The sequence below is a fragment of the Photorhabdus sp. CRCIA-P01 genome, assembly GCF_003545805.1.
Classification (GTDB): Bacteria; Pseudomonadota; Gammaproteobacteria; order Enterobacterales; family Enterobacteriaceae; genus Photorhabdus; species Photorhabdus antumapuensis.
Genome location: NZ_NMQR01000012.1, coordinates 25607 through 40095 on the forward strand (window position 1 = coordinate 25607; position 14489 = coordinate 40095).

The following is a 14489-nucleotide window of genomic DNA, read 5'->3' on the forward strand; positions in this document are numbered from 1 at the left end:
TAGAATATGCCACGTCCGATTTCGGCAACGATCCATCTTGATGCATTGGGAAATAATCTGGCGATTATTCGTAATAAGGTCGGTAATAGTAAAATCTGGGCTGTTGTTAAAGCAAATGCTTATGGGCATGGTCTGCATTGTATATGGCGGTATCTCGATCAGGCTGATGGATTTGCTTTACTTGATTTTCATGAAGCGATTTTATTGCGGGAGCAGGGGTGGCAGGGATCAATCTTGTTATTGGAAGGGTTTTTCAAACCCGAAGATTTGCCAATAATTGATGAATATCAGTTGACAACGGTAGTGCATAGCCATTGGCAACTTGAAGCAATAGAAGCGGCCAATTTGAGTAAACCCATCGATATTTATCTCAAACTCAATAGCGGTATGAATCGATTGGGATTTCCCGTGGATCAATATAGCGCGGTTTTATCATTAGCAAGAGGTATCCGGCAAATTGGGCAAATAACGTTAATGTCACATTTTGCGAATGCGGATAATAAGGAGATCGGCGTTACTGAACAACTTAACGTTATTAATTCGGTCAGTCAGGGATTGGATATTTCTCAATGTCTGGCTAATTCAGCCGCTTCTTTGTGGTATCCACAAACTCATAGAGATTGGGTACGTCCCGGTATTGTGCTTTATGGTGCCTCACCGAGTGGAAAATGGAAAGATATTGCCGATATTGGGTTGAAAGCAGTGATGAGTCTGCAAAGTGAGATTATTGCTATTCAGAATCTCAAGGCAGGAGACAAAATTGGTTATGGCAGTAAATATACAGCGTCAGGCCCTATGCGAGTCGGTACCGTCGCCTGTGGCTATGCCGATGGTTATCCCCGTCGTGCAATGACGGGAACACCGATTATGGTCGATGGCGTCAGGACCCAAGTATTAGGTACAGTATCAATGGACATGTTGTCGGTGGATTTAACGCCGTGTCCTCAGGCCCAAATTGGCGCTCCTGTTGAATTATGGGGGCAAAATTTGCCGGTGGATGATGTGGCGGAGAGCTCTGGAACAATTGGCTATGAATTATTGTGCGCATTGGCGGATCGGGTCCCGGTATCTATAATGTCGTTAAATACCAGAATGCCGTTAAATACCCGATAGCGTGTTAAATAGTAGTGAGTTTCTGGTATTATTGCAGGAAGTAAGTTACCGTTTTCGCTAAATTAATATATCTTTGTTTTCTATAATTTGTTTATTTTCGTCAGAAAAATTGGGTGGGCACTATACCTAATAGATTTCGAGTTGCAGCGTGGCGGCAAGTGAACGAATCCCTAGGAGCATAGATAACGATGTGACTGGGGTGAGTGAAAGCAGCCAACAAAGCAGCAGCTTGAAAGATAAAGGGTATAAACATATTGTGCTCTTTGAGAAACATAGGACATTATTACTTGGAAATGAGGGAAACGATCTTTTACACTTGATATAGCTAATCGCATAATTGTTTTAAAGGAAATAGTTAATCATGATCAACAAAGCTAAAATTTTAGCCACAGTCGTCACTCTTTGTCTTTCTTCATCTTTAGCTTATGCGGGGCAGTGGTCAATTGGTGCCTCTGTTTTGGCTGAGGCATCACCTTATAAAGGGGTAAAGAATAAAGATAAAGTGTTGTTTGTTCCAATGGTTAATTATGAAAGTGACAATTTCTATTTTCATACTTTAGCCGCTGGGTATTATTTGTGGAATGAACCAAAAGATCAGCTATCTTTAGATGTTTATTACTATCCGCAAAATTTCCGCCCAAAAGATAATGAAGATAAGCAGATGAAAAAGCTGGATCGTCGCCATGATACCATGATGGGCGGTCTTAGTTATCGTCATATTGAAGATTGGGGAACGTTGCGTAGCTCTTTTGCTGCGGATACGTTGAGTAAAAGTAAAGGCATAACGATTGACCTGGCTTATTTATATGAATTTAAAAGTGATGATTGGTCATTACAACCAGGATTAGGTGTGGTTTGGAATAGTAAAAAACAAAATCGTTATGAATATGGCATTAAAGATAGTGAATCTCGCCGTAGCGGATTAGAAAAACACACGCCAGATGATAGTTGGACTCCCTATCTGGAATTATCTGCTAATTATAAATTTAACCAGGAATGGGCTGTATTTATGATGGGGCGTGTTGAGCGTTTACCGAGTGAAATTAAAGATAGTCCGATGGTTAATAAGTCATATTCAAGTATTGTTTGGACAGGTGTTACATATAGTTTTTAATTACTCATGGCAATAATATTGGATAGAGACTGAATTCATGGGATAGTATTCAGTCTTTTTAATGTGAATGAGTGAGATATTTACGGGTAGTCTTTCCGGCAACGGATTAAAACCGAAATATGGGCTGGACTGTCATCTTTAGAGATTAGTGGCTTATTGATGCGAGCTGTTTCTACACAAACCATATTTTTATAATCTTCATTGTCCATATCTTTCATACTGTTTGACGATTGAACACCTGGATTCCAGCATACAACATCACTGTGATGGTAATGGTGAATTTCAATAGTCCGTTTCAGCGATTTATCCCTTATCAAATTAAAATTTTCCGGCTCGGTATATACCTTATGGATTTCAAGATGCATCGCGACGGCAAGGGAGCGAATCCCCGGGAGCATAGCGAACTATGTGACCGGGGTGAGTGAGTGCAGCCAACAAAGAGGCAACTTGAAAGATAACGGGTATAAATGCGATCAGTGCGGCCATTGAACATAAGATGCTCTACCGTGGTGTGTTGCTCTTTGTCAGCAACCGTATCAATAAAATGTTTACCTAAACCGCTAATTGAAACCTGATTAATATCGCCTATATTCAGATAAGTGTGCAGGGCACAAGTTGCTTGATAATCACCATAGGTTTCCAGCTCCACTTCACAGGTTTCACACAGTTTGAAACGGGCAATCAAGGTAAAATCATAAGGCCACAATTTATGGGTATATTCATTGTCTTTCAGCGTGAAAGTTAATATGACGCCATTTTCATGTTCATTATGTGCGCTAAATTCCCAGGGCAGAATTCTGGCAAAGCCGTGACTTGGTGCTCCGGCGGAACCAAACCAAGGCCAACAAATAGGTATACCACCGCGGATAGCGGTACCTGCTCCAAATGCGGTTTTCTTGCTTAGCCATAACCCCGGCTCTTCACCACTGGGTTGCCAGACGATGAGATGCGCCCCTTGCAGGCTGATGGCACCACGAACTTTAGGATGAGAGACGACTATCAGTGGAAAGCCATCTATATTTCGTTGACTAATAGCAGGAGAAATCTGTTCGGCAATCGGCAACGTAAAAATTTTATCGTTCATGCGTATAACCTTGTAAAACCAAAGCTGGGATAATGGCAATCGCCCAAGAATAACGCATGTTGTACACAGATTGAAACAAAAGAGCTGCCGGGGAAGGCAGCTCTTTTCAGACAAGGTAATGACTCGGTTATTTGGAAATATGAGCAATCAGATCCAGAACTTTGTTAGAGTAACCCGTTTCGTTGTCATACCAGGAAACCAGTTTCACAAAGTTGTCGTTCAGAGCGATACCTGCTTTTGCGTCAAACACAGAAGTCAGTTTTTCGCCATTGAAATCGTTAGATACGACGTCATCTTCGGTGTAACCCAGAACGCCTTTCAGTTCACCTTCCGCCGCGTCTTTGATTGCATCACAGATTTGTTGATAAGTGGCTGATTTTTCCAGACGTACAGTCAGGTCAACAACCGATACGTTAGGAGTAGGAACGCGGAAAGCCATGCCAGTCAGCTTACCATTGAGTTCAGGGATAACTTTACCAACAGCTTTAGCTGCGCCGGTAGATGATGGGATAATATTCTGAGCAGCGCCACGACCACCACGCCAATCTTTCGCGGAAGGACCGTCAACGGTTTTCTGAGTTGCCGTTGTTGCGTGAACAGTGGTCATCAGCCCTTCAACAATGCCGAATTTATCATTGATAACTTTAGCCAGCGGTGCCAGACAGTTAGTGGTACAGGAAGCATTGGAGACGATCTCCTGGCCTGCATAAGTTTGGTGATTAACCCCCATAACAAACATAGGCGTGTCATCTTTGGACGGGCCGGTCAGAACAACTTTTTTCGCACCAGCGGCAATGTGCTTACGTGCAGTTTCGTCAGTCAGGAAGATACCTGTTGCTTCTGCAACAACATCAACACCTACTTCGTTCCATTTTAGATTAGCTGGATCTCTTTCTGCTGTAACGCGGATAACTTTGCCGTTAACAATCAGGTGGCCGTCTTTTACTTCAACAGTGCCGTTGAAGCGACCGTGAGTTGAATCGTATTTCAGCATGTAAGCCATGTATTCGGCGTCGAGCAAATCGTTGATTGCAACGATTTCGATGTCTGAACGTTCTTGTGCAGCACGGAAAACAATACGGCCAATACGACCAAAACCGTTGATACCTACTTTGATAGTCATAGTGTTCCACCAGCTATTTTTTAGTGAATTAAAAATTATTACTAAAGTTACCAAAACCTTGCCAGCCGTCAAGCGGAATCGTGTCAATAGCCGAAAAACATTAGCTTTGAGTTCATCATTTAGACGCTTGCTATAGGGTACTGGCCATCGAGCCGCCCACCATTATCAAGGTGCAGACAGATATTGAAAGTTAATTGGTTAGATATGCGAGTCACATCACAAATAGCAGGATAAACAGATTCAGTTAACCGCTTAAAATAAATTCCACTGATGTAATGTTAATTTTTTGTTATTATTAATCAATTTTATTGAGAACATGAGTCTTATTATTAAGGTGGTCGTTATGGCTAAGAACCCTGAAATTTCCCTTTATAAAGAACTTACTGATATTCAGCATCATGTAACCCAGAATGCCGGGACAGAGCCGCCATTCTCAGGGAAATTGCTACAGAATAAGAAAAGTGGCGTGTATCATTGTTTGTGCTGCGAGCAGCCGTTATTTATGTCCGACACTAAATTTGATTCTGGTTGTGGCTGGCCGAGTTTTTACCAGCCTGCCACTCATGATGCAGTGCAGTATCTTGATGATGATAGTCACAATATGCATCGTATTGAGGTTCGTTGCGGTCATTGTAACGCTCATTTGGGGCATGTGTTCCCTGATGGCCCGCAACCAACAGGAGAGCGTTTTTGTATCAACTCGGCTGCATTAAGCTTTACTGATGAAAATACAGGCGAAAAAACAGCAGGTTAATTGTTTTTATTATTGCGGGCATAATCTTAGTTTACGCTAAAAATCGTTTCAGCTAATTCTGGAAAATAATGAGGAAATATCAATGGAACTGGATGATCTGTTATCTGTAATGACACCAGAAATATATCAACGCCTGGTTCAGGCAGTAGAACTGGGTAAATGGCAGGATGGTGTACCTCTAACGGCAGAGCAGAAAGAGTATAGTTTGCAAATGATTATGCTATGGCAATCAAGGCATAATCATGATCCGCAACATATGACGATTGGTACTGATGGTCAGTTGGTGATGAAGAGTAAACAAGAACTGAAAGCGATCTTTCAATCTGAAATGGTGGCAACATTCAAACCATAATCTTTGGCGAATAGGTGATGAAAAGGCTGAGTGTGTAAAACTCAGCCTGGCCTTGGATTGATAATAATCAGAGGAGAGCTTCTTCGAGTTGATCAAGTTCTATCAATATAGCGCCTTGCTCTTTTAGCTCTTTGAATGCTGATTGGCTATCATTTGGACTAAGGTTAACCCCTCGACAACCGTCAGTAATGATCCAGGTTTCATAACCTAATGCCAGCGCATCCAGCGCGGTAAATTTCACACAATAGTCAGTGGCGATACCAATAATAAACAGACGTTGAATTTGCTGTGCTTGCAACCAGTCATCAAGCCGGGTTTTATTCTGATGGCCGTTGTCGAAGAACGCACTGTAGCTGTCGATCTGTGGATTTTCACCTTTGTGGAAAATTTCGAGAATTGCCTGCTTGTTTAGCTGTGGATGGAAATCAGCGCCAGGCTGACTTTGAACGCAGTGTACCGGCCACCATACTTGTGGAATACCGTTTAATAGACCGATATCACCGATCTTCTGGCCGGAATTTACGGCGAAGCTCATATGTTCAGCAGGATGCCAGTCTTGGCTGGCAATAGTGCTGATATTGTGTTTCAGACAAATAGCAATTGCTTGATTTGCCGCAACAATGACTTGTTCACTCTCTTCTACGGCTAAAGCGCCGCCGGTACAGAAGTCGTTCTGTAGATCAATAAGTAATAGGGCTGTTTTCATCTCTTTCCTTGATTATTTATCAATATAACTTAATTCACCACGTAAATTTTGTTGCATTAAATAACGAATTTTTTCATTGCTATAGGGTTGACTGAGTAAATAGTGCAACTTGGTTAAAGTTGCTTCAAAAGTCATATCGTAGCCGCTTATCACCCCCGCTTCGGCCAGAGCATGGCCCGTTGCATAACCTTCCATATTTACTCGGCCAGAAATGCATTGCGTCAAATTAACAACCACGATCCCTCTTTCTGTTGCCTGTCTTAGCTCTTTCAATAATTCAGGGTGTTGAGGCGCGTTTCCGACGCCATACGAGCGCAGGATGAGAGCCTTAACCGGTTGCATTAAAATATTATTCACAACCTGACTGGAAAGGCCGGGATAAATGGTGATTACGCCAATGGGCTGAGGGGTAATCCGATGAGTAATAAACTCACCGTGATTGGTAGGAGCAGAACATGCATTGAAGGTTTTGATGTTAATACCGGCCTCCATTAATGGAGAACAGTTTGGTGAGGCAAAAGCATCGAAACCGTCGGCATGGGCTTTGACGGTCCGGTTCCCACGAAACAGTTTATTATTGAAAAACAGGCTGACCTCGTTAACGGGGTAATTAGCGGCAAGATAAAGCGCATTCAACAAGTTTGTCTGCCCATCGGAGCGCAGTGCTTCCAGCGGGATTTGTGACCCAGTGACAATGACTGGCTTACCTAGATTCTCAAACATAAAGGAGAGGGCGGATGCCGTGAATGCCATTGTATCCGTACCATGCAGGATCACGAACCCATCATAATCATGGTAGTTTTCTCGGATATCATCAGCGATAAATTGCCAGTCTTCTGGGGTCATATCAGAAGAATCGATCAATGGTTGATGTTCTCGGATGGTGAATGTCGGCATTTCCGGTCGATGGAATTCGGGCATCTTTGTTAGTTGGTGTTGTAAATGCCCGGAAACGGGAATGTATCCCTGAGATGAGTGTTGCATCCCAATGGTTCCGCCAGTATAGACGACATAAATAGATTTCTTCTGCATGATTGTACCTCATAAAAAGATCAGCAGGATTATATACCCGTTATCTTTCAAGTTGCCTCTTTGTTGGCTGCATTCGCTCACCCCGGTCACATAGTTCGCTATGCTCCCGGGGATTCGCTCCCTTGCCGTCGCGATACATCTTGAAATCCATAGGGTATAGGAGTATTACAAAATAAAAAAAGCCTGACAGGGCAATCTGTCAGGCTAAATTAATCGAGCTATTACTAGCATCATGGATTGTTATCGGTTGTTTAGCGAATATCTCCGCAATTTAAACAGAATGCATAACGATTTTGTGGATCATTCAGATGGCGATAGAACTCACTCTGTTGTTTTACTTCCTGAGCTACTTGCACCAATGGCGCGGGGAGCCAGGCTTGAACCGCTTCCGGTACGATAGCTTGCGCGGTTGTTGTCAACTGGCTCATCAGCAACTCACTGAATGACATTTCAGGTTGCATCCAGTCAAGCGCTGGGTTATCCAATTTTGCCAATTCAGCCGCTTTGGTGACCGCATCATCAAAATCCCCTAATTGGTCGACCAATCCATTGGTTTTCGCATCGTTACCAATCCACACATGCCCCTGAGCAATTTCATCGATTTCTTCACGTGTTTTATGGCGTGAAGCAGCAACAAGGTCAATAAAGTTGTTATAGCCATTCTCAATATTAAGCTGCATCAGTGCCGAGAACTCTTTACTGAGTCCTTTAGTAACAGAAATGCCCGCGAGTGGTGTCGTGGAGACGCCATCAGTGTGGATACCAATATGTTCCAGACTGTTTTCATAAGTGGTGATGACACCGAAGATACCGATGGAACCCGTCAACGTACTTTGGTTTGCGATGATGTAATTAGCCGGGGTAGCGATCCAGTAGCCACCGGATGCCGCCATTCCCCCCATGGAAACCACCACGGGTTTATTCGTTGCACGTAGCGCAGCCAGTTCAGTGCGGATAACATCAGAAGCACTCACACTGCCACCAGGGCTGTTTACCCGCAGAATAACGGCTTTGATATTATCATCCAGACGAGCTTGACGAATCTGAGCGGCGGTTGTGTCACCGCCAACCATGCCTTGAGTCTGTTGCCCATCGACGATTGCACCTTGTGCGACAATAACGGCGATATTGCCTTTGGATGATAACCTGCCTTCCACCAATTGCGGGGCATAATCATAAATGCTGATAGCATTGAAGTGACGGTTTTTCTCGTCCCAACCAAAGGTTTTTGTCATGTCACTTTCAATGACATTGCGCGGCGCCACATAATCGACCAGTTTGTATTTAAGTGCATATTGCGCATTGTCTCCGCCAACAACACGTAAGTTAGCAATCATCTCATCAGCGCCAGGGAATACTTGATGAACAGAGAGCTTGCGGTTGGTAGCGACAGTATTGAGGTAGTTGTGCCACAGCCCGTTGACCCAACGGCTATCAGCCTCGCGGGCAGCGGGGGACATATCATCACGCATAACCGGTTCAACGGCTGATTTATATGTGCCGACGCGGAAAATATGCGTGGTGACTTTCAGTGAATCCAGCAGGGATTTATAATACAAATTATTGGTTGAATAGCCATAAAGGCCAACCGTTCCTTGTGGTGATAGATAGATTTTATCGGCAAAGGTAGCCAGATAATATTGCGACTGATTATAACTATCACTGATAGCATAAACCGGTTTACCGGAAGTTTTAAACTCATTAATTGCCTTACCGATATACTGCATGGAGGGCTGGTCGGTGCCGATGAAATCATCAAGTTTCAGCACTAGCCCGGTGATTTTGTTATCGGTTTTTGCTTGGCGAATGCTATCAACAATATCAAACAGGGAGTTTTCCTGGAATTGATTGCTGGATGTACCAAACAACTCACGGCCTAATTGAGTCAATGGAGTACGGCTGGAGACCTGATCCACAATGATACCGGTGAGATTGACATATAATGCTCCTTGATAACTATCCGCCGTTTTGTTTGGCTGTTGGTAAATCAGAAAACCGCCAACCACAACCAGAATTAGCATGATAAAAATCAAGTTTGAAATGACTTCCCGAATAAAATTTAATAGTCGCCAACTCCATTTAAATAATCTTGCGATCAACTTCCATAAAATACGCATATCATCTCCAAAACTAGGATCAAGTGAAGCTATCCTAATGATCAGACATGTAAATGTCAGCTTCAAATAGTGGCATATTGTCTGAAAAGATAGCTTTGGGGCTTTTATTTGTTAACAAATAAACAGAAAATGCTAGCTTATAACAAAATACATTACCCAGGAGAGAAAAAATGGATGCACTAGAACTTTTGTTGAACAGACGTTCAGTATCACGTTTAACCACCCCGGCACCTCAAGGTGAAGCATTACAGCATATTTTGGCGGCGGGAATGAGAGCACCTGATCATGGCGCATTACGTCCGTGGCACTTTACTGTCATGCAGGATGAAGGTATTGAGCGATTCAGTCGATTACTCCATCAAGCAGCCATTGATAGTAACCTGGGTGCCGAGGCGGAAGAAAAAGCGAAAAATGCACCTTATCGTGCACCATTAATCATCGCGGTTATGGCAAAAGTGGCTGAGAATTCCAAAATACCTGAATGGGAACAGGTGGTTTCGGCTGGTTGTGCTGTACATGCGATGCAAATGGCTGCTGTGGCTCAAGGGTTTGGTGGTATCTGGCGTACGGGTTCATGGACTGATGATCATACCGTGCGTGCCGGTTTGGGTTGTCATGAACATGACAAAATAGTGGGTTTTCTCTACCTTGGAACGCCTGCGCTAAAAGCGCCAAATAAGGTTACTGCGCCTGATATGACCAATTTTGTCAGCTATTTGTAACGGGGCCTATTATGTCAACAGAAGTTCGTCTTACCCAATACAGCCACGGTGCTGGGTGCGGTTGTAAAATTTCACCAAAAGTTTTGGAAACCATTCTGCATAGTGAGCAGGAAAAATTTCTTGATCCTCACTTACTGGTGGGTAATGAAACCCGTGATGATGCTGCGGTTTATGATATTGGCAATGGTACCGGCATTATCAGTACGACAGATTTCTTCATGCCGATTGTCGATGATCCATTTGATTTTGGGCGCATTGCTGCCACAAATGCTATCAGCGATATTTATGCAATGGGCGGTAAGCCTATTATGGCGATAGCTATTTTGGGATGGCCGATTGATAAATTGGCGCCGGAAATGGCCCGTAAGGTGATTGAAGGTGGCCGGGCTGCATGTAAAGAGGCTGGGATTGTACTGGCGGGAGGGCACTCTATTGATGCACCTGAACCTATTTTTGGTCTGGCTGTAACTGGTATCGTTAATATTGACCGAGTGAAACAGAACAGTGCCGCGCAAGCGGGAAGCCAGCTATTTCTGACAAAACCACTTGGAATCGGTGTATTGACCACGGCGGAGAAAAAAGGCTTGCTGTTACCTGAACATCAGGGCGTCGCGATAGAAACCATGTGCCGCTTAAATAAATTGGGGATGGATTTTGCCGAGGTGGCTGGCGTTACAGCAATGACCGATGTAACCGGGTTTGGTCTTTTAGGGCATTTAAGTGAAATTTGTCAAGGATCGGGGGTTCAGGCAACGCTCCATTTTGCAAAAGTGCCTAAACTGCCGGAAGTGGAATCCTACATTGAAAAGGGTTGTGTTCCGGGGGGAACTGGGCGTAACTTTGATAGTTACGGTCATCTTATTGGTGAAATGACAGAACGTCAGCGCAAACTGTTATGTGATCCGCAAACATCCGGTGGCCTGCTGTTGGCTGTTCTACCAGAAGCCATGGACGAAGTGAAAGCGATTGCACGATGTCATGGCATCGAACTGACCGCGATTGGTGAATTGTCTGAGCAACAGTCAGGCAGAGTACTCATTGAGGTTAATGAATAATATCCATGCGGCTTTTTATTGCAGAAAAACCAAGTCTAGCCAGGGCGATTGCCGATATTTTACCAAAACCGCATCGCCGTGGTGATGGCTTTATCGCTTGTGGAGATAACCAGTTTGTTACCTGGTGTATTGGGCACTTGTTGGAACAGGCGGAACCTGATGCCTATGACAGTCGTTTTGCTCGTTGGTCATTAGTTGATCTTCCAATCATTCCTGAAAAATGGCAGTTAAAACCGCGACCTTCTGTTGAGAAACAACTCAACATTATCCAGATGTTGTTGGAAAAAGCCGATGAAATAGTGCATGCCGGTGACCCAGATCGGGAAGGGCAACTGTTAGTGGATGAGGTTCTGGATTTTTTGAAACTGGATGCCGTGAGGCGGAAAAATGTTCGTCGTTGCTTGATAAGTGATCTAAATCCGCAAGCGGTGACCAGAGCTGTTGATCGGTTAAGAGATAACCGGGATTTTATTCCGCTATGTGTTTCAGCTCTCGCCAGAGCTAGGGCTGATTGGCTTTATGGCATTAATATGACCCGTGCTTATACCTTGCTTGGCCGCAATGCGGGGTATCAGGGGGTATTATCTGTCGGGCGGGTTCAGACCCCTATTTTGGGTTTAGTTGTTCGCCGGGATGAAGAGATTGAGCATTTCGTACCCAAAGATTTTTTTGAGGTGAAAGCGCATATTGTGACGCCGAAAGATGAACGTTTTATCGCTATCTGGCAACCAAGTGAATCTTGTATCGATTTTTTGGATGAAGAAGGGCGATTGATCCACCGGCTTCTGGCTGAACATGTTGTTGCCAGAATAACCGGTCAACCAGCCTATGTGATCTCTTATCAGGATAAACGGGAATCTGAAGTCGCTCCTTTGCCATTTTCATTATCTTCTTTGCAAATTGAAGCCGCGAAACGTTTTGGCCTAAATGCGCAGCAAGTATTGGATATTTGTCAGCGATTGTATGAAACACATAAGTTAATTACTTATCCCCGTTCTGATTGTCGTTATTTGCCCGATGAACACTTTGCTGGTCGTCATTCAGTGCTTAATGCGATATCTATTCATGCAACAAATCTATTGCCACAAAAGTTACTGGAAATAGATAGAAAGAATCGTTGTTGGGACGATAAAAAAGTTGATGCTCACCATGCAATTATTCCTACAGCTAGAAGTAGTCATATAAATTTGACGGATAACGAGGCTAATATTTATGGTTTGATTGCCCGACAATATTTGATGCAATTTTTCCCGGATGCCATATTCCGTAAATGTGTTATTGAATTGGAAATTGCGGGTGGAAAATTTATTGCTAAAGCCCGTTTTCTTGCTGAGGCAGGTTGGAGAACGTTGCTTGGAAATAAAGAGCGTGATGAAGAGAATGACGGAACGCCATTACCGGTTGTTGCTAAAGGTGATGAATTATTGTGTGAAAGAGGAGAGGTGGTAGAGCGCCAAACCCAACCGCCGAAACCATTTACTGATGCGACGATCCTTTCTGCCATGACCGGAATTGCCCGTTTTGTACAGGATAAGGAACTGAAAAAAGTTCTTCGTGCAACAGATGGGCTAGGAACGGAAGCGACGCGGGCTGGCATTATCGAACTGTTGTTTAAACGGGAGTTTCTTTATAAAAAAGGGCGTCATATTCATGCGACACCTGCGGGTAGGGCGTTGATTCACGTATTGCCTGATATGGCCGCTTTACCGGATATGACCGCCCATTGGGAGTCTCGGTTAACGCAAATTAGTGAAAAACAGTTCCGCTATCAAGATTTCATGGTGCCACTTGAGGAGACATTGCAACAATTAATTTGGCAGGCTAAACAGGACCGTAATTTAACCGCTTTTCGTGACTTACCACCACTCCCAGTGAAAGATAAAAAAGGGAAAAAAATGAAAGCAACGAAAAACACCAAAATAGCTGCGCCATAGAGCGCAGCAATTATTGCGTTATTTTAAAAAACAATTGATATACCCTTCATCTTTCAAGCTGCTGCTTTGTTGGCTGCTTTCACTCACCCCAGTCACATCGTTAGCTATGCTCCTGGGGATTCATTCACTTGCCGCCGCGCTGCAACTCGAAATCTATTAGGTATATTCGGTGTTAACAGAATATCAAATTTCAAATTCTGCCCAAACTGGGGCATGATCTGACGGTTTTTCCATTTCACGGATTTTGTAATCAATACCTGTTGCGATACAGCGCTCCGCCAAGGGTTTACTTGCAAGCAGTAAATCAATCCGCAATCCTCGGTTATCATCAAACCCTTTGGATCGATAATCAAACCAGGAAAATTGGTCATTACATTCAGGATTGAGATGCCGGAATGTATCAACCAAACCCCAATTTTTCAGGCGATCCATCCAATCTCTCTCTTCAGGCAGAAAAGAACATTTACCTGCTTTTAACCAGCGTTTTTGGTTGTTCTCACCAATTCCGATATCCAGATCTGTCGGGCTGATATTCATATCACCCATGATAATCACGTGTGATTGAGGGGTTAAGTTTTGCTCCAGGTAGTTTTGCAGATCCTGATAAAATTTCTCTTTTGCCGGAAATTTCACTGGATGTTCACGATTTTCTCCCTGTGGGAAATAGCCATTAATAACGGTCAATGACCCGTGTGGGGTTTCCATTTCCGCCATGATAACCCGGCGTTGAGCATCTTCATCATCCCCTGGAAACCCACGATACACCGCAAGAGGCACCTGGCGCGTTAACAGTGCAACGCCGTAATGGGCTTTCTGGCCGTAATAAAATACATGATAGCCAAGTTTCCCAACCTCTTCTAAAGGAAACACTTCATCATGAACTTTTGTTTCCTGTAGGCCGATAACATCGGGTTGATGTTGCTCGATGATCGCAGCTAACTGATGGGGGCGGGCACGTAGTCCATTAATATTAAAAGAGATAAATTTCATCTTTTACAGCCATCCAGTAAAAAGACACAGGAACAATAGTAACAGATGGATCTTAAAAAGTAACTATTGACAATGGTCAGCACGAAATAGTAACGGATCCCCTAATATTATAATTTGCTGTGAAAAATATAATAATTTGTGGTGAGAAAGAGCCTTGGTTAGACCGTTTTTATCTCTAGTGTTACAAAAATTGATTACTGAAAAATGTAGAACCCTATCCTAATCTTTGATAGAAAATTGAGCTCGTTAGTAATGTTTATATTTTCTAATGGTTGATTGGTTGAGATTAATTTTTGAACCATGATAAACATGAATAATAGAGTTTATTGAGCCACCTATGTATTGAACATACGCTTTTTTTATGTGGTATATGTTTGAGAAGTATTTGTTTTT

General features: G+C 43.4%; 12 protein-coding genes and 2 pseudogenes. 7 read left to right on the top strand and 7 right to left on the bottom strand.

The annotated features are described in order from the left end of the window. Positions 1-6 precede the first annotated feature (6 nt). Entirely contained in the window at positions 7-1113 is a 1107-nt protein-coding gene (gene dadX, locus D3222_RS09540) for a catabolic alanine racemase DadX (RefSeq protein ID WP_118985947.1), read from the top strand. Positions 1114-1474: 361 nt separating this feature from the next. Beyond that, complete coding sequence (locus D3222_RS09545) at positions 1475-2227, top strand: MipA/OmpV family protein (RefSeq protein WP_118985948.1); 753 nt, start codon at positions 1475-1477, stop codon at positions 2225-2227. An 80-nt stretch (positions 2228-2307) separates the two neighbouring features. On the opposite strand, the pseudogene D3222_RS09550 reads toward D3222_RS09545, so the two are convergent. The 3 genes and pseudogenes from D3222_RS09550 to gapA all read right to left on the bottom strand — a co-directional run. Beyond that, positions 2308-2571, bottom strand: a pseudogene (locus D3222_RS09550) (aldose epimerase family protein); the annotation flags it as partial. 113 nt (positions 2572-2684) lie between these two features. After that, positions 2685-3311, bottom strand: a pseudogene (locus D3222_RS09555) (D-hexose-6-phosphate mutarotase); the annotation flags it as partial. Positions 3312-3438: 127 nt separating this feature from the next. Next, on the bottom strand, positions 3439-4434 hold the full coding sequence (gene gapA, locus D3222_RS09560) for a glyceraldehyde-3-phosphate dehydrogenase (RefSeq protein ID WP_118985951.1): 996 nt from the start codon (positions 4432-4434) through the stop codon (positions 3439-3441). Between the two features lie 343 nt (positions 4435-4777). On the opposite strand from gapA, the gene msrB reads away from it, so the two are divergent. Together msrB and D3222_RS09570 are read left to right on the top strand one after the other, a co-directional pair. Then, positions 4778-5188, top strand: a complete 411-nt coding sequence (gene msrB, locus D3222_RS09565) for a peptide-methionine (R)-S-oxide reductase MsrB (RefSeq protein ID WP_118985952.1) — start codon at positions 4778-4780, stop codon at positions 5186-5188. An 82-nt stretch (positions 5189-5270) separates the two neighbouring features. Then, positions 5271-5540, top strand: a complete 270-nt coding sequence (locus tag D3222_RS09570) for a YeaC family protein (protein WP_118985953.1) — start codon at positions 5271-5273, stop codon at positions 5538-5540. A 67-nt stretch (positions 5541-5607) separates the two neighbouring features. Here D3222_RS09570 and pncA read toward each other — a convergent pair whose 3' ends face one another. The 3 genes from pncA to sppA form a co-directional block, all read right to left on the bottom strand. Next, on the bottom strand, positions 5608-6246 hold the full coding sequence (gene pncA, locus D3222_RS09575) for a bifunctional nicotinamidase/pyrazinamidase (protein WP_118985954.1): 639 nt from the start codon (positions 6244-6246) through the stop codon (positions 5608-5610). A gap of 12 nt (positions 6247-6258) precedes the next feature. Next, positions 6259-7278 (bottom strand): asparaginase, encoded by a 1020-nt coding sequence (gene ansA / locus D3222_RS09580; protein WP_118985955.1) that lies wholly within the window; start codon positions 7276-7278, stop codon positions 6259-6261. A 251-nt stretch (positions 7279-7529) separates the two neighbouring features. Continuing rightward, positions 7530-9395, bottom strand: a complete 1866-nt coding sequence (gene sppA, locus D3222_RS09585; protein ID WP_118985956.1) for a signal peptide peptidase SppA — start codon at positions 9393-9395, stop codon at positions 7530-7532. Positions 9396-9565: 170 nt separating this feature from the next. Here sppA and D3222_RS09590 point away from each other — a divergent pair, with 170 nt between their 5' ends. Genes D3222_RS09590 through D3222_RS09600 form a run of 3 tightly spaced genes read left to right on the top strand, consistent with a single transcriptional unit; the run spans position 9566 to position 13106 of the window. Next, the gene (locus D3222_RS09590) at positions 9566-10117 is read left to right on the top strand and encodes an NAD(P)H nitroreductase (RefSeq protein WP_118985957.1); all 552 of its coding nucleotides are present in this window, start codon (positions 9566-9568) and stop codon (positions 10115-10117) included. A gap of 11 nt (positions 10118-10128) precedes the next feature. After that, positions 10129-11172: a selenide, water dikinase SelD gene (gene selD / locus D3222_RS09595; RefSeq protein WP_369973507.1), complete on the top strand. Its 1044-nt coding sequence runs from the start codon at positions 10129-10131 to the stop codon at positions 11170-11172. Positions 11173-11177: 5 nt separating this feature from the next. Beyond that, positions 11178-13106, top strand: a complete 1929-nt coding sequence (locus D3222_RS09600; RefSeq protein WP_118985959.1) for a DNA topoisomerase III — start codon at positions 11178-11180, stop codon at positions 13104-13106. Between the two features lie 183 nt (positions 13107-13289). Here the strand turns inward: D3222_RS09600 and xthA are convergent, their stop codons facing one another. Beyond that, positions 13290-14096: an exodeoxyribonuclease III gene (gene xthA / locus D3222_RS09610; protein WP_118985961.1), complete on the bottom strand. Its 807-nt coding sequence runs from the start codon at positions 14094-14096 to the stop codon at positions 13290-13292. Positions 14097-14489: the final 393 nt, after the last annotated feature.

Coding starts and splice junctions, on each gene's coding strand:
- xthA (WP_118985961.1), bottom strand. CDS start 14,096: ATGAAATTTATCTCTTTTAATATTAATGGACTACGTGCCCGCCCCCAT.
- pncA (WP_118985954.1), bottom strand. CDS start 6,246: ATGAAAACAGCCCTATTACTTATTGATCTACAGAACGACTTCTGTACC.
- D3222_RS09545 (WP_118985948.1), top strand. CDS start 1,475: ATGATCAACAAAGCTAAAATTTTAGCCACAGTCGTCACTCTTTGTCTT.
- D3222_RS09570 (WP_118985953.1), top strand. CDS start 5,271: ATGGAACTGGATGATCTGTTATCTGTAATGACACCAGAAATATATCAA.
- sppA (WP_118985956.1), bottom strand. CDS start 9,395: ATGCGTATTTTATGGAAGTTGATCGCAAGATTATTTAAATGGAGTTGG.
- D3222_RS09590 (WP_118985957.1), top strand. CDS start 9,566: ATGGATGCACTAGAACTTTTGTTGAACAGACGTTCAGTATCACGTTTA.
- msrB (WP_118985952.1), top strand. CDS start 4,778: ATGGCTAAGAACCCTGAAATTTCCCTTTATAAAGAACTTACTGATATT.
- dadX (WP_118985947.1), top strand. CDS start 7: ATGCCACGTCCGATTTCGGCAACGATCCATCTTGATGCATTGGGAAAT.
- D3222_RS09600 (WP_118985959.1), top strand. CDS start 11,178: ATGCGGCTTTTTATTGCAGAAAAACCAAGTCTAGCCAGGGCGATTGCC.
- ansA (WP_118985955.1), bottom strand. CDS start 7,278: ATGCAGAAGAAATCTATTTATGTCGTCTATACTGGCGGAACCATTGGG.
- gapA (WP_118985951.1), bottom strand. CDS start 4,434: ATGACTATCAAAGTAGGTATCAACGGTTTTGGTCGTATTGGCCGTATT.
- selD (WP_369973507.1), top strand. CDS start 10,129: ATGTCAACAGAAGTTCGTCTTACCCAATACAGCCACGGTGCTGGGTGC.